The organism is Clostridium sp., from assembly GCF_050717545.1.
Classification (GTDB): domain Bacteria; phylum Bacillota; class Clostridia; order Clostridiales; family Clostridiaceae; genus Clostridium_AD.
Genome location: NZ_JBOITN010000032.1, coordinates 21,592 through 44,071, shown reverse-complemented (window position 1 = coordinate 44,071; position 22,480 = coordinate 21,592). Strand labels below are relative to the sequence as shown.

The following is a 22,480-nucleotide window of genomic DNA, read 5'->3' as shown; positions in this document are numbered from 1 at the left end:
TATGTATGGAATGATAATAGTAGATGATAAGGAAGATATCGTAAGGGGTATAGAAAAATTAGGTAACTGGGAAGAAATTGGTGTTGAAATTATAGGTACTGCATCAAATGGATTAGAGGCATTAAAATTAGTAAAAAAACTAAAACCTAAAATTATTGTAACAGATATAAAAATGCCAGTTATGGATGGATTACAATTGACTCAAAAGGCTGTAGAGTTTGATAAGACAATTAAAATAATATTGCTCAGTGGATATGGTGAATTTGAGTACGCTCAACAGGCTATTAAGTTTGGAGCTAGCGAATATCTGTTAAAGCCTGCTACCATTGAAACTATAACTAAAGCAGTCTTGAAAGCAAAAGAAGAAATAGTAATTGAAGAAATGAGGTTTAGCGAAAAAATAGAACTATTTCAACGAGTTAAAGAAAATCTATATTTGGTTAAAGATAAGTACTTTACTTATTTAGTATCTCATGCGGAAAATGATATTGAAGGAATGAAGGAAAAACTGAGTTACTTGGAAGTTGACCTTGATGTTGAGGGTTTCAGAGTGATGGTCGTTTCAATTGATGATTATGAAAATATTTATTCTTTAAATTTAGGTAAAAACTATGATTTGTTATTATTCGGTATTGTAAACATACTAGAGGAAAATATAGGCACGTTTTGCAAGAATGTTGTATTTAAAACTGACAAGTCCACAATATCTATTATAATGAACGATAAGTATAATAATATTTTCTCTATTGCCGATAAGTGTAAGAAAAGTATAAACAAATACCTGCACTTATCAGTTTCTATTGGAATCGGGAGACATTATGAAAGGTCTCAGGATATTCCTGTTTCTTATAAGGAGGCGATGCAGTCGGTAGAAAACAGATTTATTATAGGTAAAAATAGCATTATTAGTGTTAAAGATATAGATGTAAGTGGAGATAGAACGTTTAGATACCCTCATAAGATCTTAGAAGATCTTATAAAGTACATAAAAATAGGAGCGGTAGAGCGGGTTGAGGAGATTTTTGATTCTTTTATTGAGGAGATACGTAACAAAAACCCTAATTTACCAAAGCTAATAAAAAGTTATCTAAGTGAATTTATATTTTCAATTTCAAAAGAACTTATGGTAGAAGAAATAAGTATAAAAGAAATTTTAGGAGATGAGTTGGAGTACGTAAATAAATTAAATAGCCTTGAGACATTAAGCGAAGCTAAAGATAAATTAAAGAAAGTAATAATTGAAATAACTAATTATATTTTCAATCTTAGAAAAGTAAATGAGAAGAGAAATATAGATCTAATTAATGATTATATTAATGAAAACTATATGAAGGATATATCTTTAAATAATATATCAAAGCATATATTTATAAGCCCTAGCTATATATCAACACTTATTAAAGAACATTACAATGAAAACTTTGTTGATAGGGTAACACGGCTAAGAGTTGAGGAGGCGAAACTACTCCTCCTTTCAGGGAGAGATAAGGTTTATGAGATAGCAGACAAGGTTGGCTATAAAGATAGAAGATATTTTAGTGAAATATTTAAGAAATGTACGGGACTAACACCTAAGGAATATGTTGTGAAATATAGAAAACTTTAAAAGCGTGTAAATAACCTTTTAAAGTTTTTCTCCCTTTTTTGAAGATATTCGCATTGTTCGTTTTTGCCATATATATTAAACTGAACTTACCGAAAAATAATTAATGGGGGGTTTTAATATGAAAGGAAAGTGTATACGATTTCTAACACAAGCAATAGCTTTTACTATAACAGCAACTTTACTTGTGGGTTGTGGATCATCAAATGGTCAAGCAGTGAAAAAAAGTGGTGAGGATACAGTAAAACCGGTAAAACTAACATGGTGGACTTTTCAAAATTCTGATTCAACCTTTATGAAAGCTATGGTTGCAAAGTACAATAAAGAAAACAAGGCAGGAGTTACAGTTGATTATGTTGTTCAAAGTTCCAATAATTTTAGGCAAGCACTGGATTTAGCTTATCAATCAAATCAGGCACCTGATATATTTACAGGTCAAGATATAGCAAGTTATTATGTTCCAAAGGGTCAAATAGAACCATTAGACAAATATATAACACCCGAGATGAAGGCGCGTTATGGAAAAATGTTATATAGTGAAGGAGATAATGGCGTAGATAAAAAGATTTACAGTCTAATTAATACAGGCATAACTTATAGACTTATGTATAATAAGGATTTATTTAAGAAAGCCGGTATTGCTGCTCCTCCAAAAACAGTTAATGAAATGGTTGAAGATGCTAAGAAGATAACAGCAGTAGGAAAAGCAGACAAAGCATATGGGTTTGCAATTAATATGAAGAATACTCAAACATCTATTGAGAGATCAATTAATGTAATTGGTATGAAGAGCGGTTTCAGAAATTATGATTATAAAACCGGTTCATTCAATTTTTCTCCATATAAACCCATTGTACAAGCATTCGCTCGTATGGCTAAAGATGGTTCTATGTTCCCTGGTTATGAATCTCTTGACGTAGATCCAATGAGAACACAATTTGCGCAAGGAAAAATAGGAATGTACTTGTCAGGAGCATGGGAACCATCTTGGTATGATGCGTTATCCCCTAAATCTAAAGTTGACTATGCAGCGGCTCCAGTTCCTACAATTGATGGAACTGTAAAAGCACCAGCTTATATAAGCGGTCTAAGGTGGTTGTTTATGAGCAGTAAGTCAGATAATAAAGATCAGGTTTGGGATGTAATGAAATTTTTCTACTCAGATGAGGTACAAACGGGCTACAATGAAAAGGGTTTAGGTGTAGTTATGGTTCCAACAGTACTAGCAAAGTCGAAACCATCAACGGTTAAAGCTATGAGTGATTTTTTACCTACAAAAGACGATGCAATTTATCCATCAATACCTAATGTAAGAGCTCTTAAAATTGAAGGAAGTCCTTTTAATGATATATTTGCAAATATTATTACAGGTGGTACAACATTTGATAAAGAGATAGGTGGTCTTAATAAAAAATATAATGATGCTCTACAAGAAGGAATTAAATCAGGAGCAGTAAAAGATTACAAGATACCCGATTTTGATCCATCATCCCTAATTGTTAAATAAATAGTAAGTATAAATTAAATGTGCCTGGCTCCGGAAACACAAAGGAGTACCAGGCATAATTTTTAAAAAGGGGGAAGAGACATGCAAGTTATACAAAGAAATAATACTAATAAATCTTCAAATTATAATAAGAAAGAAAATCTAAAAGAAAGACTGCAGACATATGGAATGATTCTTCCTAGTTTTATTTTTCTTTTGGTATTTTCTATATATCCATTACTATGGGTTCTTAGGTATATGTTCTCTGAATTTGACGAATCTACACCAGCTAAATTTATAGGTATGGCAAATTTTGTTAGAATTTTCACAAGGGATACTTATTTTTGGAAAACAGTTATGAATACATTTGTGTATGGTGGTGGAAAAATCCTTTTGACTATTCCGATATCATTTCTTCTTGCATTATTTATAAATGAAAAATTAAAAGGAAAAGATATAGTTAGAGCTATGATTTTTATGCCTACAATTATCAGTACTGCTGTTATGGCCATGATGTTTTATTACATATTGAATCCATACAATGGTGTACTTAACCAGATATTAGTAGGATTCCATTTGGTTAGCCAGCCTGTTAATTGGCTAGGTAGAAAATATGCTATGGTGTCAGTAATTTTAGTAGCAGTATGGGGAGCAATAGGTAATTATATGATCTATTTTATTGCGGGTCTTCAATCAATACCGCAAGAAATATATGAAAGTGCGGAGATTGATGGTGCAAATAAGTTGCAAACAACATGGTTTATAACCATTCCTATGCTTGGACCAGTTATGCAGGTTATAATAATGATGGCGATAACTGTATCACTTAAGGGATATGAAAGTATTATGGTTCTTACTGGCGGAGGTCCAAATGGATCCACAGATGTTATGTTTCTTTATGTATATAAGCTATTTTTCCCTATGTCTGATGGTTCTGATTTCAGAACTGATTATGGTTATGGTGCTACAGCAGCATTTGTATCAGCTATTATTGTTGGTTTAATAACCTGCGCGTATCTCTATTACTCTAGAAAATCAAATGAGGACACATAATAAAATGAGGTGAAGGGCTAAATGAAAGGTGGAATTAATATGAAAGCTAATTCAAATTATAAAAATGTAAAATTTCTTTTGAGGATATTCCTTGATATATTGAAATGGATTTTCATAATTTCTATGGTTATATTTACATTGTTTCCTGTTATTTATATTATTTTAGGGTCATTTAAAAGTAATAATGAACTAATGATAGGTGGTAACATCATTCCAAAGGTATGGAATCTTACAAATTATATTGATGCATGGCAAAAAGCCAATTTTGCAATATATACTTGGAACAGTCTTTATTTTTGTGTCTTTGTTACTTTGGGCGCTTTAATAATTTCGTCAATGGCAGGATATGTACTTGCAAGGAAGGATTTTGTTGGTAAAAAAATTTTTAAAGGAGTACTTCTATCTACAATGTTTATAACTTTAGGAGCAATTGTATATAAACCATTGTATATTATGATGGTAAGTATCGGACTAAACAACAGTATGTGGGCAATAATTTTAATTCAAATTGGAGCACAAGGTATGAACATATTTATAGTTGAAAGATTCGTAAAAGGAATTCCAAAGGAACTTGACGAAGCTGCAAAAATAGATGGTTGTAGTTCGTTTAGAATTTATTGGCAAATAATACTTCCCTTAATTAGACCTATACTAGGGGTTGTTGGATTGTTTTCGTTTAGAGACGCTTGGAATTCATACGTATTGCCATCTATATTTTCAATAATGAATAGAAGTCTTATGACATTGACGGTAGGAGTTGTAAACCTAAAATATGCTGATGGAGCTGCGATTCAATGGAACATAATGGTGGCTGGAGCTTCTATAGCATTAATACCAATGCTTATAGTATATATATTGGCTAGTAAGCAATTTATTTCTGGTTTGACTGTTGGCGGTGTTAAAGGATGATTTTGAGGACTGAGAATAAATATGTGAAAAATTTAGTTTCTAAGATGACATTAGATGAAAAGGTTGGAGCAGTATTAACATTAGGCTTTAGTGGAACTATAGCAATGCCACATATATACGAGTTTATAACTAAATATCATTGTGGTGGGTTAAGGCTTTCTCCAACTTCAAGAAGTTTTGGAAGTTATGTAAATCCTAAATCAGGAGAAACTGTTGTTAATGTTGTAGATGAAAAAGGTTTTAAAATTGGTATAGAGCCTCCAACTACAACTGCTTCACAATATAAAGAATTACTTGATGGATTTCAAGAATTAGCAATGAGCAGGCCTCATGGAATACCCCTTCACTTCGCTTTTGATCAAGAAGGTGGTACTAGTTCAGACTTTAATTTTAGTGGAGTAAATATTTTCACAAAGCCAATGGGAATAAGATCAACTGGTGATAGCAAATTAGCATATGAAGTTGCGTTAGCTGTTTCTAAGCAAAGTAAAGCTGTTGGGTTTAATTGGATACATTCACCAGTAATTGATGTTAATGTAGATTCTAGAAACCCAGAGGTTTATACAAGATCTTATTCAGATAGAGTAGAAGAAGTTGTGGAATACTCCGAGCAATCTTGTTTAGGGTTCAAAGAGGGTGGTTTGATTGCAACAGGCAAGCATTTTCCTGGAAGAGGAGATTCACCTGTAGATGCCCATTTTGAGGTGCCAATTATAAATGTTGATAAAGTAACTATGTTAAAAAGAGAATTATTACCTTACAAAGTTCTTATTGAAAAAGATTTGTTGCCATCAATTATGATTGCTCACAGTATATTCCCAGCATTTGATAGTGAGAATATCGCTACAGTGTCAAAGAAGATATTAACTGGGTTACTAAGAGAGGAATTAAAATTTGAGGGAGTAATTGCTACAGACAGTATGACCATGGGTGCTATTGCTACAAGATATGGAGTTGCAAATGCTTGTGCATTATCTCTTGAAGCTGGCGCAGATCTTGTACTAATGAAGGCTGAAGGAAGTTTAGTTGAAGAAACCTTTAATACCATAAAACAATTTCTTCAAGAAGGAAGAATAAGTGCTTACGAATTAGATAAAAAAGTTTATAGAGTATTAAATACAAAGTATGAGTATGGGCTCTTTAATTATGAAAAAATGACAGATGAAAAACCTGAAAATGTAATTAACGATAAGAGAATTATTGCACTATCAAAATTGGTTGCAAGAAAATCTGTTCTTGTGGCAAGAGATAGAAGTAATTTGTTACCTTTAAATAAAGAAGAAAAGATATTAATTATAGAACAAATAAATAAAACACCAAATGATTTTACTTGGCATCCAGGTATATTGTTTAAAAAGTGCTCAAAGTATAATAAAAATGTTACATATTTAGAAACAAGTTATACTTTCGATGAACAAGATATAGAAAATATTAGAAGAAGAGTTAACGACTTCGATACAATAGTTGTAACTAATTTCTATATACGAGGAAAACTTGCAAATAATGATATTATAAAAGAAATCGCAGGTGATAAATCTAAGAAAGTAATACTAGTTACCAATACGCCTTATGAAGTATTAAGTATACCAAAAGAAGCGGATTCAGTTATTATAACATTTGCAACATCTCCAGCGAATATAGAGGTTGTTGCGGGAGTAATATTTGGTGAAGTAGTTCCTGAAGGCGAATGGCCTATTGAGTATAAACTTGGTAAATAAACATAGAAGAATAGTTTTTTGGGAGGTACGGATATGGGAAGTTTAAGTGTGCAAGATATATTAGAGAAAATTGAAAAAAAAGTTAACACAAATATGTATTCGCTAAATGCTAAAGCTTGTCATATGACTAAAGATGGTGTTTATGATAATAATAGCTATGATTGGTGGACATCTGGATTTTGGCCAGGAACGCTTTGGGTTATGTACGAAATGACTGGAAAAGATAAATATAAAAATGCTGCATGGGACTTTGATGAGAAAATAGAAGCTTTGTACCTAATGGAAAATAGGTTCCATCATGATGTAGGATTTCAATTTTTACCAACAGCAGTAATTAAATATAAGATAACTGGTGATGAGGATGCAAGGCGACGTGGGATTTTTGCAGCAAATTTTCTAGCAGGAAGATTTAATATTGCGGGAAACTTTATACGTGCTTGGAATCAGGATGAAAAAATTGGTTGGTCAATTATTGATACGTGTATGAATTTATCTTTACTGTTTTGGGCTTCTACTGAGTCAGGAGATCCAAGATTTAAACATATAGCGGTAGCACATGCAGATACAGTAATTCATGATTTTATAAGAGATGACGGGTCAGTAAAACATGTTGTATGTTTTGATCCAGAAACTGGTGAAGTTGTAGATGAAAAGGGAGGGCAGGGATATAGACCAGGTTCATCATGGAGTAGGGGGCAAGCGTGGGCAATATATGGTATGGCTAATTGTTATAAATCTACAGGTGATATTAAGTATTTAGAAGCAGCAATTAAAGTTGCAAAATATTTTATTTCTTGTATGCCTGAAGATAACATAGCATATTGGGATTTTAGATTACCATCAAATATTGGTGAACCAAGGGATACTTCTGCAGCTGCTTGTGCAGCTTCAGGATTGCTTGAAATCGCTGCTTGTCTTAGCAAAGAGGAAGGACAAGTTTACAAAAACTGGGCAGAAAAGATATTGTTTTCTCTTGCGAAAAACTATTCAAACTTTAATAAACCAGAAGAGGAAGGGATTTTAAATTCTGCTACCAGCAATAAGCCAGGTAATGTTGGAATAAATGTTTCACTGATTTATGGTGATTACTTTTTTGTAGAGGGGATAGCAAAATTATTAGGTTGGAAAAGACGTATTTTTTAGTATTCTAAATTTACTTTGGGAGTAAGCTAGAATTTGATTCCAAAAGTATTTATAAGGATTGTATTAAAAGGATGGTATATAAAATGGACTCAGCATTAAAGTTAAAAGAGATGAAAAAAGAAAAAGAGTTTTTAGTGTGTGTAGATTCTGATGGATGTGCTGTAAATACCATGGAATACAAGCATAAAGAAATTTTCGGACCAAAGATGATTAAAATATGGAAGTTGGAAAGTATTGCAGAAGATGTTACGCAGGTATGGAACTATGTTAATCTTTACTCACAATGGCGAGGAATAAATCGTTTTTTAGCATTGGTAAAAGTCTTTGAGTTATTAAAGGACAAGAAAACAATATTAAATAAAAAATTTAAACTTCCAGATATTAAATCTCTATGTGAGTGGACGAAGGAGAATGATGAATTATCTAATGTTTTACTTGAGGCTAGGATAGAAGAGCATAGTGATATTTTTTTAGAAAAGGCTATTATTTGGTCTAAGTCAGTTAACGAGGCGATTGCAAAATCTAAGGTAGATTGTTTACCTTTTGAAAGTGTTAACAAAAGTTTAGAAAAAGCACAAAAATATGCTGATATAGCTGTAATTTCTTCTGCTAATGCCGAGGCATTAAAAAAGGAATGGAATGAACATGGAATTGCTTGTTTTGTTAAAGTATTAGCTGGACAGGAAATGGGATCTAAAACTTCATGTATTGCATATGTAAAAAATGAGAAATATGATAATTCTCAAGTATTAATGGTGGGTGATGCACCTGGAGATTTAAAAGCCGCAAAAGATAATGGGGTTTTATACTATCCAATAATACCAGGCAAAGAAGAGTTGTCATGGCAAAAATTTTATAATGAAGCTTTTGATAAGTTTGTAAATGGAAGCTACAAGGGGAAATATGAAGAACAGTTAATTTGTGAATTTAATGATGTGTTACATTCTAATCTGCCTTGGGAGTAGAAGTGTAAGAAAATTCATAATTAAAATTTAAACAGGGCTAAACAAGTTAGTAGTAGTTCACTAAAAGTAAACTACTACTAACTTGTTTAGAATATTATATTTATATTGCTACTGTTGCTTGTTTTAAGTATTCTAGTTCTTCTCCTTGTAAATAAGTAGAGAGCTTCTCAAATACAGTTTTATGATAATTATTTAACCAGGATTTTTCATCAATTGTTAATAAGGACACATCTATAGCTTCTAAGTCTATAGGGCATAGTGTTAAAGTCTCAAACTTCATAAATTGTCCACCATACTCAGTTTTTTCATCTTCTTGAACTACAACTAAGTCTTCTATTCTTATACCATGCTTTCCTAATTTATAAACTCCTGGTTCATTGGATACTACCATTCCTTTTTTAAGAACAACAGTATTAGGAATCACAGATATTCTGTGTGGTCCTTCATGAACATTTAGAAAGAAACCTACTCCATGTCCTGTTCCATGCTTATAATCCATACCTGCATTCCAAAGTGGAATTCTAGCAATAATATCTAAATTTGAACCTGTAGTTCCATATAAAAATCTCTGCAATGTTAGATTAATCATTCCTCTTAATACTAATGTAAAATCTGTTTTTTCTTCCTCAGTTAAGTGACCTACAGCTAGTGTTCTTGTGATATCCGTTGTTCCATCTAAATATTGAGCACCAGAGTCTAATAGATAAAGCCCCTTCGGCTTTATAGTAGCTTGATTTTTCTGCGTAGCCGAGTAATGAGGCATAGAAGCATTTTCTTTATAAGCTGAAACTGATGCAAAGCTTAAATCATAGAAGTTTTCTCCTGCACTTCTTATCTCCTCGATTTTATCTGATGCTTCTATTTCTGTAATATTACGAGATTTTATAGTTTTCTTTATCCATGTTATAAATTTAACCATAGCCACACCATCGCGCAGCATAGCCTTTCTAACATTTTTAATTTGAATCTCATTCTTTATAGCTTTAAATCTTGTAGTAATATCCATAGCCTCTAAAATCTTAATATTTATAGAACTATAAATCCAAGTACTAGTTCTTGCTGCATCAAGTAATATTGCTCCATCTTTGATTTTCCCTAAAAATTCACTTATGCTTTCGTAAGCCATTATTTCTACATTAGCCTTTTCAAGTTCTCGCCTAACCCCAGAATTTATTTTCTTATCGTCTATAAATAAAAAATATTTTTCCTCTGAAACAACTACATAAGAGATACTTAGTGGGTTGCATTTTACATCTCTCGCTCTAATGTTTAACAGCCACGCTATGTCATCAAGTCCAGATATAACATAGTAATTTGCTCCCATATTTTCCATTTCACTTTCTACCTTAGCAAGTTTTGATTCTCTTGACTCTCCGGCATATGCTACATCATGTAGAATTACATTGCTACAAGGTTTCTGTGGTCTATCTTTCCAAATTATATCTACTAAATCTTCATTAACCTCATAGGAAAATCTACAAGATTCTAAAGTAATCTTTAGTTCTCTAAAATACTCTTCCGAAATAACCTTACCATCAAAAGCAATTTTTGCTCCCTTATTAAGTGTTTCTTTCAAAAATGCTTCTAAAGTTGGGACACCATCTAGGCCTATTTTAAATAGTGTTACTCCTGTATCTATTAATTGATCTTCTGCTTGTATAAAATATCTTCCGTCTGTCCATAAACCTGCCTGTGTTAAAGTTACAATTGCAGTACCTGCAGAACCTGTAAATCCTGTCATAAAAGTCCTAGCAGCATAGTGCTCTGCTACATATTCACTTTGGTGTGGGTCCGAACTGGGCACAATGTAAGCATCTATACCTCTTTGTCTCATTTCATTTCTTAATTGTTCAATTCTTTCTTTTACATTCATCCTAATCACCCTTTATTTTGTAAGCTTCACTTGCAATTATTTACTCACAATATTTTATATCTTTGTATTCATTATAACAGATAAATCTACAACAATTAACTACCCCCGGTTAAACCTATAATATCGGACATTACGCCTGCTAAAATTCTAGTAGTCTTTCTATTCCAAAATTCAAGGGTCGGGAACCTTACATAGGTTGTATCGAATATTTGTTGTTTTACTAATATAAACCCTTTATTTTCTGTAAAAAAAATACTATAATTAATAACGATAATATATTAATTATAGCTACAAATAAAAAATACTAAAGACAAACCATTTAAGTTATAAATTTACGTAGGGTTTGTCTATAAATTGAGGAGCTTATAAATGAGAAGAAAAGATATACTTGAGTTAAAAAGACGTTTTAAAAAAGAACAATGTACCTTCACTAAAATGTGTGGCTGCTATGTTAACGGAGAAAAACATACTATTTTAAAATTTAGAGAAAGCTTTTTAAATTTAGATGAGGATGAATACTTTAAATATTTAGAAATTGCTAAAAAAGTACTGTCTGGAACTATTGGGAATAATATTTTAGAGCTTAACTTTACAACTAATGAAGATTTTACAAATGAAAGACAGACCTCGCTTATGCATCTTAAAAACAGTCAATTAAAAGATGATGCTATTGTAGGTAATCTTTATGATTTGATTATAGCTAATTATGATTACACTGGTAATTTTTTAATACTCTTTTTTCATGATGCTTATGATGTTGTTAGCAAGACCAAAGATAATATAAAGATAGATGAATCTGAAGAAGTATATGAATATGTGTTATGTGCAATATGTCCAGTTTCACTTTCAGAGCCTGGTCTTAGATACTTTGAGCAGCAAAATGAAATAGGAGCACGTATTAGAGATTGGGTAGTCGAGTCCCCAACTAATGGATTTGTGTTTCCTGCATTTATTGATCGTAGCTGCGATGTTAATTCTATTATGTATTATACAAAAAATGCAAAGGATACACATACTGAATTAATGGAAAATGTTCTAGGGTGTCATTCAAAAACAACGGCTACGGTGCAAAAGGAAACATTTCAATCAATTATTAAAGATTCTTTTAGCGCAGGTGATGATAAAGCTGATAAAATTTTTATGGATATACAAGAAAACCTAAGCACTATGATAGAAGAATACAATGATCTAAATCATGATGCAGATTGTGAACCTATAAGCTTAACTAAGAAGGATATACAAAACCTTTTAATAGAAAGTGAAGTTCCACAGGAAATTACTACTTTGATTGAAAACTCTTATGTAGAGAACTTTGGTGATGATATCACTTTAGCAAAGCATTTAATTGACACAAAGGCTCTTAAGGCAAATGTGCAAAGAAAAAAGGAAGAACGCCTTCATAAAGAAGTAGAAATACTTCAAGCTAGACTTGATCAAGTTAAACAAGAGAATGTTGTTATAGATAATGAAGCTGACCTGTCTACAGAAGTTAATGATGATAATGAGGTTTTAGAAGAAGCCTGTGCAACTGATTTAGAAGAAACATTAGAAACTAATTTAGATAAAGTTCCAGATGCAATTTCAGAAGATAATAATGTTACCCTTCATTATGATGTTATACTACAAGTAAAACCCGAAAAAGTATCTCAAATAAAATCTCAAATAATTAATGGCCAAAGATGCATAGTTATTCCTATTAATGACAATGAACAAACTACGGTTAATGGTATAGATAATTTAATTTAAAATAAGTTTATATTATACTGTAAATAAATTTGTTAGTAATATTTAGTATACAGATTATGTTATAATTGGGCAATTATATAACATGAAATGAAAATTAGTTAACAAAACATAGTAAGTATAATTGAGGAAAAAATAAAGCAAGCATAATAAAAATTTAATCCACGTAATGATTATATTAGTAATGAAAGGGGAGAGTTAAATTGAGAAAAGTTGCAGTTTTTTTAGCAGAAGGGTTTGAAGAGGGTGAAGCATTATTTGTAGTTGATATTTTAAGAAGGGCAGGATTTGAATGTAATTGCGTAAGCATCAATGAAGAAATGGTAAAAGGTTCTCATGGCATTGAGGTAAAGGCGGACAAAATTATAAGTGATGAAATAAAAGAATACGATATGATTGTTTTACCTGGTGGATTACCAGGTGCAACAAATTTAAGAAATGATGAAAGGGTCATTGATTTAGTAAAATATTTTGATAAAGCACCTGAAAAATTTGTTGCAGCTATTTGTGCAGCGCCGATGATTCTAGAAAAAGCAGGAATTGTTAAGGGTCGCACAATAACATCATATCCTGGAGAGGTATATACTACATTGCTTAAAGATGCAAATTATGTAGAAGATATCGTTGTGGTTGATGATCACTTGATTACTAGCAGAGGGCCTGCATCAACCTTAGCATTTGCTTATACATTAGTAAATGTATTAGGTGGAAATAGTAGTTTGTTAAAGCAAGAAATGCTTTATGATATGGTAAATGAAAGTAAATGCGAGTAGATAAGATGAAATAAAAAAACAATTTTTACATTTATTAGTTGGCTGGTATTACCCCGTTTGAGAAATTGGTAACGCAGTGGATAAGTTATTTTTGCTAATATAGTATGGAAAAATGTGAGGTATTATGATAACCTTATAATAAACTTAAAATTTTGATTTATAAAAAAGGAGGGACTTGGCTTTAGAGTCAGGGAAATGAATGAGTAATAAAATTAGAGTAGGTATTGTAGGATATGGAAATCTTGGAAAAGGTGTAGAATTATCTTTAGCACAAAATCCAGATTTTCAGTTAGAGGCTATTTTTACAAGGAGAAATCCTGATAAGTTACTGGCTGCCTCAAAGGTGGTACATATTTCAGAAATTGTTAATTACAAAGGCAAAATTGATGTTATGATTCTTTGTGGAGGGTCTGCAACTGATTTGCCACAACAAACGCCGGAGATTGCAGAAATATTTAATACAGTAAATAGTTTCGATACTCATGCCAAGATACCAGAACATTTTAACAAGGTAGATGAGGTAACGAAGAATGCTGGTACTATTGGACTTATATCAGTTGGTTGGGATCCAGGACTATTTTCATTAAATCGTCTTCTAGGGGAGGTAGTACTTCCAAGTGGAAAAGATTATACTTTCTGGGGAACAGGGGTAAGCCAAGGACATTCTGATGCTATTAGAAGAGTAGAAGGCGTTAAAGATGGCGTTCAATATACGGTACCTATTGAAAGTGCTATTGATATGGTGCGTGCAGGAAAGAATATAGAGCTTTCAACTAAAGAAAAACATGAGAGAGTTTGCTATGTTGTACCAGAAGTTGCAGCTGATTTAGATGAAATTAAAAGTGAAATTAAGTATATGCCGAATTATTTTGAAGACTATAATACAACCGTAAATTTCATAACTGAGGAAGAGCTGAAGACAAATCACAATGGTATGCCTCATGGTGGATTTGTTATTCGTACAGGAGCTACTGGAGATGGTACAAATCAGAGAATGGAGTTTAGTTTAAAACTTGATAGTAATCCAGAGTTTACTGCTAGTGTGTTAGTAGCTTATGCAAGAGCAGTTTATAGATTACATAATGAGGGTCAAACAGGAGCTCGTACAGTATTAGATATACCATTTAGTTATTTATCTCCAAAATCAGCAGCAGAATTAAGAAAAGAGTTGTTATAAACTTATAATGATTTCGATTGTCATATTCTTGTTTTTACTGTAATTTTAATATAATAGGATTAAGGATAGACTTCCTTAGTCCTTTTTGCACGTCCAGAATGGAATTGGAAACGCAGTGGTCCATATAATCAATTGATAGAACAATACGAAAAATATAAGACCCAATATATTTTTTCTTATTTTCAAATCTAAAGTCTTGAACACACACATTTGATATTTATATAATATTGCATAACTTATAAAAGTTAAAGGAAGAACCAGTATTGTCATAAGCCCCACAACCCAGTATATTCCAAAGAAAGCCAAGATTAATCCTGGAATCCAACAGAATGTATAGATAAAATCCAGATATGGCATAACCAAATTTACACTTGTCAGATATTTAATATATATTCTAGGTTGTTCCCATGGTTTTATTCTTTTTAAGGCTTCAATAACTAGTTGGAACATCGGTAAATGCCACTGATAATGGTTCAAAATAAGTTGCCCAGGATAAAACTTCAATTAAAAGAAAAGTAACCTGATCTTACCTTAAATATTATTTTACAATCACTATAGTTTGGGGATATGGTGGAGCTGTTTCCGATGGATTTTATGAGCGAGGTGAATTTGCTAATATAAAATAGAGCCTAGCAATTATACTAGACTCTATTCTTTCACTCTTATTACATATTATAAATTATTTTCGTAAGCCTCAACCATTTTTTTAACCATTTGTCCACCTACAGAACCATTCTCTCTTGAAGTTAAATCTCCGTTGTAACCGTCTGTAAGATTTACTCCTACTTCTTTAGCTGCTTCCATCTTAAATTTATTTAATCCAGCTTTAGCTTCAGGAATTAATACTCTACTTCTTGACATATAAATCACCTCCTCTTTAAATAATAATTAATATCATTTGGATATTATTATCATGTGCATTATAATAAACAATATTCATAGTAATTTATGGATATAATAATATAAAAATTCATAAAAATAGCTACTCTCCTCGGGAGAATAGCTATTAACTGTCGCATACTTTATTTGTATACTATACTTATAAGGTATGAATGAAGTGTTTAAAAAATTCCAACTTTAACTATATATTTATATTACATAAAATTTTTTATTTACCGCAAATTTTATTCCAAAAATCCAAGACAAGTTACGACTATTTTAATTCGTTATTCGCCACAAGATGCAAAATTAGATTTAACTAAACCAGGGATGGACATTTTTCAGTTTAACGACATTTTAGAAGGAAAGTTCCGATAATGACATGATGGAACCAAACGCAAACAAACTTTCAGTTTCTACTACGACCTAGGTCGTAGCAAGAACTGGAAGCTTGTACTTTTTAAAGGATCTGTTATTTAAACTAACTTTCTATTATCCTACTTTTACAACAGTTACTGTTGTGTTTATAAAGCCCATAATTTGCAAGCTTGTACTTATTAAAGTTAAGGATGAATTTCTAGCAGTTACGGGAACAAGAACTGTCTTAGCTAAATTTGATGTTTGGTTTTCCTCGAGCTGTGGTGTCAACACTTGAACTCTAGTTTCAGAACCATCTAATAGTGTTTTATTGAGTTTTAATTTGATTATAGCCTCGTTGGTTCCATAGGGAAGTGTGGTCCATACTGCAGACGTGCTATAAGTTACTAAATATAGCCCTGGTGTAGAAAAAACTAAGCTATTTCCGACCAGGTGTATACATCTGCCTGTTTTTGTTCCATCGACTATTGAACCTAAAAATATTGGGTTATTTAAAACTATATTCTGTAGACCTGGATATGAGGTTTCTATTGTACATAATGATCTGTCAAATCTATCGTTGCAGTGCTTATTACAATTTGAACATTCATAACAACTCGTAGAATTCATTTATTTTAACACTCCTTATATTTAAAAAATTTAGTGGTCACTGTAAAGTATGCAACATTACTAATATTGGTTACATGATTTTATATACATTTGATTATAATTTGTTAACATCCCCGCGGAAGACTCAGCATTAAGAACCAAATGAGGGATAACAATCCTAAATGTACAACTGAAATATTTGGAAAATTAGTAGCTAGTGGATATGCAAAGGATATAGAAAATACTGAAAAATGATCCTGAAATATCATAAGGTTTAAAAAAATATAGACACTTTATTATTTATAATCAAATAATAAAGTGTCTATAAATGGATTAGTTTTTATTAATTAAATTTTCTAATATTATCTCGGACAATGTTTCCATTGGTGTAGGTATCTAAAATTAAGTTCTCTATATTTTTGTTATTTACGAAGTCCATCAAAGGACCATGACCACCAGCAAATAATATAGCATCATAAGAATTTTTTATTCCCTAATCCAAGAAAAAACATACTCCATATGCTCAGGTAACTCTAGCTGTGGTTCATATTCCTTATTAAAATTACCTTTAAAACCTTTTTCTTTATTCGAAAAATCAAAGTGAGCTGCGGCAATCCCCATATCTATTCTTTGGATATCGTATGGGAATCTATCGCTATATCCAGGTTCTTTGTATTCATAAAAATGGAAGTTACCATCTTTAAGAAGTATTCTCCACGGCTGTTTATTCGATGCTGATGGTGCTAATCGAACCATTTCTAGTGGAAAGGCAAGACTACCGGCTTCTTCTTTAGTAAGAGGTGACTTAAAATCATTTTTATAAAATAATTGACTCCAGTCTTTACGCTGATCAGCCTTAATCATTGTTCTCATTTCTATCTCTTTTTCATGCTTATTGGCGGCGGCATATCCATAAGGTGTTATGATTGGAAATACTTCTCCTTCTTTAATCGCCATAGCATCTGCAAAGCCTTCACGATTGAAGGTTCCTCCGAGAAAGCAAGTTCCAAGACCAAGATGTTCTAGATAAAGAACTACCGCTTCCAATTCATATCCCAATGCTTCGAGTGCCATTGGTTCTAATTTAATAGTAGTTCCGATATATTGCTTTGCTCCTTTAATAACGCCGTAGGTTCCAAGTTTTTCTTTGTTTTTTATGCCCGTGTCATCAAGATAGTGGAACTTAACTTTATTCCCCAATGGATTATCTAAAGAATGAATAAAAGATTCAATAGCTTTTCTTTTATCCGGTTCAATCTCTCTTTCTTTATAGTTTCGTGCACTGTATCGTTTTTTTACTGTATCTTCAATTGAAAAATCAATATTCATTTATTATTCCTCTTGTAAAATATATTTAGGTTATTAAAGGCAACCTATAATCCTTTTTAAACTAAAATGTTATACATATACATATACATATACATTTATAATGCGTTGTCAACCAAATAATGCTCTTTTTTCTATATGTTCCTTGGTTTTTATCTTTACTATCTTATAGACTATTGCTGACTTTGTTTGCATAGTTATCATAAACATATTTACCACTTTTGATATTCTTTCTTAATCAAAAATCAGAACTTGCTACAAAAGCAGAGGCTCAGGTGATACAGGATTTGCTTGATACGCTTAAAGCAAATAAAGAAGGCTGTGTAGGAATGGCAGCTAATATGATTGGTGTCAAAAAAAGAATTATTGTGATTAGTATGGGCGATATGAACGTTCGGATAATTAATCTTGTGATAGTGAATAAATCTGGTCAAATATTTATTGAGATTGGAGAATCTAGTATTTGAGTATACATTTAGTTATCCAGCATATATATTAAATATTATGTATTCTGGAGATGTGATAGCTCTTCGTTATTGGCCACTGTCCATATCCTTTTAGTTTTAACTGTGATGAATATAAATTCCCAAAAGGGTTAGGGGAATTCCTGTATATATATGCTTGTAACACCTTACAGTTGATTGAATATGTGGTTATGCAACTAATAATATACCAACTTAGGGAGGGATCAATATAAAAAATATGATTATACCAAATTTTTGGGATATGCATTTAGCTTATAAAGATAAACTTCTAATAAACAAAAAATTTACAAACGATGATGAATTATTAAAAATTGAAGCTGAAAAAACTAAAGAAATCCGTATAAAGCTAGGGCTTCATGGAATTGTAGGTGATCTCCAGTTTGTTCTTATAAATACTGAGCTCCAAACACAAGAAGAGGTTTTAAAGGAGTTTTTAACATATACAGGCCATGATTTATACGCTGCTATGGAAAATGAGTATGACAAAATATTCGTATTAAAGAATACCTCCACAAGCTCCGCAGATGTTTTAATAAAAGTTAGAAAAAAAGGTAAAAATACTTATCTGGATTTTAATATTCATCCTAGTACTAAGCATTTACCAAACACAAGGCTAGAAGCATTTGTATTTAAATGTAGTAATGTTAAGAAATATTATGAAATACAAAAATCTAGAGGAGTTAATTTTTTAACTGATAACATAATTGAAACTGATAACTATTACTATATTCAAACTATACCTTCTAGTTTCACAGGGTTTTCATATGGATTAATAGAATGGAAAAATACAGTAGAAAATTACTCTGATAAAGGATTTACTTCATTAAATGTAGATTTTAAAAAACCTACAGACAACTATGTTAATAACATTAAGGCTCTTGACCATGCAGCTACAAGAGTATTGGCAAAGGATAGAGATGCTGCAATACTCGAACTTATGGAGTTAACTAATTACAATTTTGATTTTGCAATATTTGTGAAATCCATGAATTCTATTACATCAGTGGCGAGAGTTATAGATGGTCATTTTGCTATGGTATTCACCTCTGGAATTAAGCCTTATGTATCTGGTGAAGAATCAGGCCCTACTGAAAAATTTGTACATTATTATGGTTCAAGAGTTCATCATCTTGCTTTCAATACAGAACATATTGAATATACTTTTGAAATGCTAAAGAAAAATGGAATGGACTTTTTAATAAAATTAGTAGGTTCTCCTGAGCAAGGTTTAAAACAAACTTTTAGTTACCCATCTAAAAATACATTCTTAATAAATGAATACATCTACAGATACAATGGGTTTGATGGATTCTTTACAAAAGAAAATGTAGCGGATTTAACTGGTGCAACTTTAAAGCAGTAATTATTTTAGTTTTAATTAACAATAGCTTGCCAGACAGAATGATTATAAGCGAATTTGCTATTTACTAGTGTAGTTGAATAAGCTTAGAAAGATATGGAGCCAGCAGATATATTTATCCGCTGGCTCCATATCTTTGGGTTTATATAAATTTATAATTAATTAAAGGGGGACTCTAATTGAAGTTAGGTATTTAGAGGGTGGCTTTCTATAGATGATTTAATACTATTGGGGTTAATAATAATAATTAATTAATAATAAATACAAACTAGTTGAATTTTGTGACTATATAGAATAGAATATAGTTAATAATAAATATTAAAAGGAGTTTTAAAATGGAAAAGAATATTAAATTCAAATCACTTCGCAAATTTAATTTAATTATGGGATTTTTACATTTTATCCAAGGAGCATTAATGTTATTTTTTGCTTTAACAATTGATAAAGTTATTGCTTTTAAGCTTCCAGTATATTCGAACTTTTTAAAATTTGACACTGTTACCATGAGACTCGTAACTGACAATCAAAAAATGTTTAATGTGCCATTTGCTGTAGGAGTTTCACTTTTTTTATTACTATCAGCACTATTTCATTTTTTAATTGTAATGCCTAAGATAAATGATATTTATAATCGTAATATAGAAAAAGGAATGAATCCATTTAGATGGTATGAATATTCCATTAGTTCGTCTTTAATGATAACTTTGATTGCCTTGTTATTCGGAGTATATGATATTGGTCTTTTAATAGCAATATTTGCTTTAAATGCTTCAATGAATTTATTTGGCTTATTAATGGAAAGAATAAACCAATATACAAAAAAGACAGATTGGTATGCTTTTATATTTGGATCTATCGCTGGTTTTGGGCCTTGGATTATAATAACTATGTATGCATTTGGTAATTCAAACTTAGATAAAGTTCCATGGTTTGTTTATGCAGTATTTGCCTCATATTTCTTATTCTTTAACCTATTCCCTATTAATATGATTCTACAATATTTAAAGATAGGAAAATGGAAAAACTATATCTATGGGGAAAGAGGTTATATAATTCTTAGTTTAGTTGCAAAATCAATATTGGCATGGCTTGTTTTTTCAGGTGTAATGCAGCCACAATAATATAAAATTAGGATATCAAAAAGAGGATGCCTTTTCTAAATTCCCAATCAGAAAACCAAGTTGAAAATCTTCAAATTGCATAGGATAGAATTAAGCTTAGGATAACTAAAGGGGGACATGTAATAACTGAGGAAACCATTGAAAGAAGGTATTATTCCTCGTTAAAAAATTTAAAAGGTGCGATTGATATATGTGATTAAATTAATATATACGATAATACCGAAATTTTTAAGGAGATAATTGATTTTAAAGATGGTAAACTAATCTGGAAAGATAAAAATATGCGAAGATGAACAAATGATTTATTAAAAAAATAGTTAATAAAGAGATGGAGCCAGCAGATATATTTATCTACTGGCTCCATTTCTTTGGGTTTATATAAATTTATATTTAATTAAAGGGGGACTCTAATTAAAACAAACCAATTACTTACTACATGCTTATAATAACAATTATTTGTGTCATTGTAGTGACAAAACTAAAGAGTAATTGTAAATTAAAAAACAATCAACACTTTTAAAGAAAGATTTATAATTAAAAAGTTCTTTAGGATTTTGAAAAAGTATGAATTAAATATATGAGGTACATCCTAAAAATGCAACAAGTATCTAAAAATAATTATTATATCGACTTAATTAAATAATATATAAGATATTTTAGTAATTAATGAATATATTTTGTACAGGAGGTGATTTTATGTATGATGTGATTATTATTGGAAAAGGTCCAGCAGGTAATTCGGCTTCACTTTATACCTTAAGAGCTAATTTGAAGACACTTGTAATTTCTAAAGCTGAAATAAATGGTTGTGAATCTTTATTACAAAAAAGAAAAACTCAAGTGGTGAACCTTGGCGTAGATATGTTAGAAGAAGAGGTTATATCTATTAAAAAGAATGATTTTTTTGAGGTGATTACTGCAAAAAATAAATTTATAGCTAAATCATTGCTCATAGCAACTGGTCATACTAATAAAAAGTTGATGGTTGATAGATTAAGTGATTTTGAAGGTAAAGGGGTAAGTCATTGTACTTCTTGCGATGGGTTTTTCTATGATGGCTTAAAGGTTGGGGTGCTTGGTTTTAAGGATTATGCAATTTACGAGGCTTTAGAACTTAAGGCCTATACAGAGGATATTACTATATTCACTAATGGGAGAGAGCTTGAACTTACGGATAGTTTCAAGAAATATGAGCAAAGCTTTAAAATAAACTATAAAGGTATAAAGAGACTAGAGGGCAATGATTTTCTTGAGAAAATTATTTTTAATGATGATAAGACTGAAGCCGTAGATGGAATTTTTATAGCCTATGAAAGTGCAGCAACTGTTGATTTTGCTAACAAATTAGGTTTAGTTACTAATGGAGAATCTATTTCTGTTGATACAAACCAACAAACAAATGTTAAGGGAGTTTTTGCTGCAGGAGATTGTACTGACGATCTTATGCAGATTAATAATGCTGTGGTGCAAGGTGCTATGGCAGGCAAAAGTGTAATTGATTATGTAAGAAATATAGGTAAAGAATAAAACTCCGATTTGGAGCTTTATTTTTGCCGGGGGTGGTTATGAGCGAAGCGAATTTGCTAAGAGCAAATCAAGGAGAAGTTACGACTATTTTAATTAGTTATGCACCACAAGATGCAGATCCAGATTTAACTAAACCAGGAATGAACCTGTTCCCGTTTAATCTTAGCTCTCGACCAGATTATGTATGGCCCCTTAGAGGGTGGAAGTGAAACGGACAAGCTGTGTTAGATGTTGACAGATTGGGCGAAAACTATCAATATTTGTCTATTCATGATATTATTTAAGCTGGATGTAGTTTGTGGTTTGAATCTTCAGGATATTAAAAGGATTACAATCAAAGCAAAGGGCTATATCTGAGTTCATAAAGAAAGTA

The 22,480-nt window shown here is 31.3% G+C and carries 19 protein-coding genes; 15 read left to right on the top strand and 4 right to left on the bottom strand.

Annotated elements, in window-relative coordinates; translation table 11 throughout:
* The first annotated feature begins 1 nt into the window (after position 1).
* From ACREVX_RS09615 to ACREVX_RS09585, 7 genes are all read left to right on the top strand, one after another.
* Positions 2–1,606 (top strand): response regulator transcription factor, encoded by a 1,605-nt coding sequence (locus tag ACREVX_RS09615; RefSeq protein WP_431543969.1) that lies wholly within the window; start codon positions 2–4, stop codon positions 1,604–1,606.
* Between the two features lie 118 nt (positions 1,607–1,724).
* Positions 1,725–3,110 (top strand): ABC transporter substrate-binding protein, encoded by a 1,386-nt coding sequence (locus ACREVX_RS09610; protein WP_431543967.1) that lies wholly within the window; start codon positions 1,725–1,727, stop codon positions 3,108–3,110.
* Between the two features lie 81 nt (positions 3,111–3,191).
* Positions 3,192–4,142 carry a carbohydrate ABC transporter permease gene (locus ACREVX_RS09605; RefSeq protein WP_431543966.1) on the top strand — a complete coding sequence of 317 codons (951 nt, stop codon included), beginning with the start codon at positions 3,192–3,194 and terminating at the stop codon, positions 4,140–4,142.
* A gap of 39 nt (positions 4,143–4,181) precedes the next feature.
* Positions 4,182–5,051, top strand: coding sequence for a carbohydrate ABC transporter permease (locus tag ACREVX_RS09600; protein ID WP_431543965.1), 870 nt, complete (start codon positions 4,182–4,184; stop codon positions 5,049–5,051).
* Between the two features lie 23 nt (positions 5,052–5,074).
* Positions 5,075–6,769, top strand: coding sequence for a glycoside hydrolase family 3 protein (locus ACREVX_RS09595; protein WP_431543964.1), 1,695 nt, complete (start codon positions 5,075–5,077; stop codon positions 6,767–6,769).
* 33 nt (positions 6,770–6,802) lie between these two features.
* Positions 6,803–7,912, top strand: a complete 1,110-nt coding sequence (locus ACREVX_RS09590; protein WP_431543962.1) for a glycoside hydrolase family 88 protein — start codon at positions 6,803–6,805, stop codon at positions 7,910–7,912.
* Between the two features lie 83 nt (positions 7,913–7,995).
* Positions 7,996–8,877 carry an HAD family hydrolase gene (locus ACREVX_RS09585; RefSeq protein ID WP_431543961.1) on the top strand — a complete coding sequence of 294 codons (882 nt, stop codon included), beginning with the start codon at positions 7,996–7,998 and terminating at the stop codon, positions 8,875–8,877.
* Between the two features lie 100 nt (positions 8,878–8,977).
* Here ACREVX_RS09585 and ACREVX_RS09580 read toward each other — a convergent pair whose 3' ends face one another.
* Complete coding sequence (locus ACREVX_RS09580) at positions 8,978–10,750, bottom strand: aminopeptidase P family protein (RefSeq protein ID WP_431543960.1); 1,773 nt, start codon at positions 10,748–10,750, stop codon at positions 8,978–8,980.
* A 369-nt stretch (positions 10,751–11,119) separates the two neighbouring features.
* On the opposite strand from ACREVX_RS09580, the gene ACREVX_RS09575 reads away from it, so the two are divergent.
* The 3 genes from ACREVX_RS09575 to ACREVX_RS09565 all read left to right on the top strand — a co-directional run bounded on the left by ACREVX_RS09575 (position 11,120) and on the right by ACREVX_RS09565 (position 14,443).
* The gene (locus ACREVX_RS09575; protein ID WP_431543959.1) at positions 11,120–12,496 is read left to right on the top strand and encodes a DUF4317 domain-containing protein; all 1,377 of its coding nucleotides are present in this window, start codon (positions 11,120–11,122) and stop codon (positions 12,494–12,496) included.
* Between the two features lie 200 nt (positions 12,497–12,696).
* Positions 12,697–13,266: a DJ-1 family glyoxalase III gene (locus tag ACREVX_RS09570; RefSeq protein WP_431543958.1), complete on the top strand. Its 570-nt coding sequence runs from the start codon at positions 12,697–12,699 to the stop codon at positions 13,264–13,266.
* A gap of 199 nt (positions 13,267–13,465) precedes the next feature.
* Positions 13,466–14,443 carry a diaminopimelate dehydrogenase gene (locus ACREVX_RS09565; RefSeq protein WP_431543957.1) on the top strand — a complete coding sequence of 326 codons (978 nt, stop codon included), beginning with the start codon at positions 13,466–13,468 and terminating at the stop codon, positions 14,441–14,443.
* A gap of 672 nt (positions 14,444–15,115) precedes the next feature.
* Here ACREVX_RS09565 and ACREVX_RS09560 read toward each other — a convergent pair.
* The 3 genes from ACREVX_RS09560 to ACREVX_RS09550 form a co-directional block, all read right to left on the bottom strand.
* Positions 15,116–15,304, bottom strand: a complete 189-nt coding sequence (locus ACREVX_RS09560; protein WP_431543956.1) for an alpha/beta-type small acid-soluble spore protein — start codon at positions 15,302–15,304, stop codon at positions 15,116–15,118.
* A 510-nt stretch (positions 15,305–15,814) separates the two neighbouring features.
* Entirely contained in the window at positions 15,815–16,309 is a 495-nt protein-coding gene (locus tag ACREVX_RS09555) for a hypothetical protein (protein ID WP_431543955.1), read from the bottom strand.
* A 465-nt stretch (positions 16,310–16,774) separates the two neighbouring features.
* Positions 16,775–17,617 carry a nitroreductase family protein gene (locus ACREVX_RS09550; protein ID WP_431543954.1) on the bottom strand — a complete coding sequence of 281 codons (843 nt, stop codon included), beginning with the start codon at positions 17,615–17,617 and terminating at the stop codon, positions 16,775–16,777.
* A 218-nt stretch (positions 17,618–17,835) separates the two neighbouring features.
* Between ACREVX_RS09550 and ACREVX_RS09545 the strand changes: the two genes are divergently transcribed.
* The 5 genes from ACREVX_RS09545 (at position 17,836) to ACREVX_RS09525 (ending at position 22,316) form a co-directional block, all read left to right on the top strand.
* Positions 17,836–18,081 carry a peptide deformylase gene (locus ACREVX_RS09545; protein WP_431543953.1) on the top strand — a complete coding sequence of 82 codons (246 nt, stop codon included), beginning with the start codon at positions 17,836–17,838 and terminating at the stop codon, positions 18,079–18,081.
* A gap of 235 nt (positions 18,082–18,316) precedes the next feature.
* Positions 18,317–19,462, top strand: a complete 1,146-nt coding sequence (locus ACREVX_RS09540) for a VOC family protein (RefSeq protein ID WP_431543952.1) — start codon at positions 18,317–18,319, stop codon at positions 19,460–19,462.
* A 332-nt stretch (positions 19,463–19,794) separates the two neighbouring features.
* The gene (gene heR, locus ACREVX_RS09535) at positions 19,795–20,580 is read left to right on the top strand and encodes a heliorhodopsin HeR (protein ID WP_431543951.1); all 786 of its coding nucleotides are present in this window, start codon (positions 19,795–19,797) and stop codon (positions 20,578–20,580) included.
* 696 nt (positions 20,581–21,276) lie between these two features.
* A complete protein-coding gene (locus ACREVX_RS09530) occupies positions 21,277–22,107 on the top strand; it encodes an NAD(P)/FAD-dependent oxidoreductase (RefSeq protein ID WP_431543950.1) in 831 nt (276 codons plus the stop codon).
* A gap of 38 nt (positions 22,108–22,145) precedes the next feature.
* Positions 22,146–22,316 (top strand): hypothetical protein, encoded by a 171-nt coding sequence (locus tag ACREVX_RS09525; protein ID WP_431543949.1) that lies wholly within the window; start codon positions 22,146–22,148, stop codon positions 22,314–22,316.
* Positions 22,317–22,480: the final 164 nt, after the last annotated feature.

What these genes read in the sequence shown, in the direction of transcription:
- ACREVX_RS09615 (WP_431543969.1), top strand. Translation starts at nt 2, where the DNA reads ATGTATGGAATGATAATAGTAGATGATAAGGAAGATATCGTAAGGGGT.
- ACREVX_RS09610 (WP_431543967.1), top strand. Translation starts at nt 1,725, where the DNA reads ATGAAAGGAAAGTGTATACGATTTCTAACACAAGCAATAGCTTTTACT.
- ACREVX_RS09605 (WP_431543966.1), top strand. Translation starts at nt 3,192, where the DNA reads ATGCAAGTTATACAAAGAAATAATACTAATAAATCTTCAAATTATAAT.
- ACREVX_RS09600 (WP_431543965.1), top strand. Translation starts at nt 4,182, where the DNA reads ATGAAAGCTAATTCAAATTATAAAAATGTAAAATTTCTTTTGAGGATA.
- ACREVX_RS09590 (WP_431543962.1), top strand. Translation starts at nt 6,803, where the DNA reads ATGGGAAGTTTAAGTGTGCAAGATATATTAGAGAAAATTGAAAAAAAA.
- ACREVX_RS09585 (WP_431543961.1), top strand. Translation starts at nt 7,996, where the DNA reads ATGGACTCAGCATTAAAGTTAAAAGAGATGAAAAAAGAAAAAGAGTTT.
- ACREVX_RS09580 (WP_431543960.1), bottom strand. Translation starts at nt 10,750, where the DNA reads ATGAATGTAAAAGAAAGAATTGAACAATTAAGAAATGAAATGAGACAA.
- ACREVX_RS09575 (WP_431543959.1), top strand. Translation starts at nt 11,120, where the DNA reads ATGAGAAGAAAAGATATACTTGAGTTAAAAAGACGTTTTAAAAAAGAA.
- ACREVX_RS09565 (WP_431543957.1), top strand. Translation starts at nt 13,466, where the DNA reads ATGAGTAATAAAATTAGAGTAGGTATTGTAGGATATGGAAATCTTGGA.
- ACREVX_RS09560 (WP_431543956.1), bottom strand. Translation starts at nt 15,304, where the DNA reads ATGTCAAGAAGTAGAGTATTAATTCCTGAAGCTAAAGCTGGATTAAAT.
- ACREVX_RS09555 (WP_431543955.1), bottom strand. Translation starts at nt 16,309, where the DNA reads ATGAATTCTACGAGTTGTTATGAATGTTCAAATTGTAATAAGCACTGC.
- ACREVX_RS09550 (WP_431543954.1), bottom strand. Translation starts at nt 17,617, where the DNA reads ATGAATATTGATTTTTCAATTGAAGATACAGTAAAAAAACGATACAGT.
- ACREVX_RS09540 (WP_431543952.1), top strand. Translation starts at nt 18,317, where the DNA reads ATGATTATACCAAATTTTTGGGATATGCATTTAGCTTATAAAGATAAA.
- heR (WP_431543951.1), top strand. Translation starts at nt 19,795, where the DNA reads ATGGAAAAGAATATTAAATTCAAATCACTTCGCAAATTTAATTTAATT.
- ACREVX_RS09530 (WP_431543950.1), top strand. Translation starts at nt 21,277, where the DNA reads ATGTATGATGTGATTATTATTGGAAAAGGTCCAGCAGGTAATTCGGCT.
- ACREVX_RS09525 (WP_431543949.1), top strand. Translation starts at nt 22,146, where the DNA reads ATGAGCGAAGCGAATTTGCTAAGAGCAAATCAAGGAGAAGTTACGACT.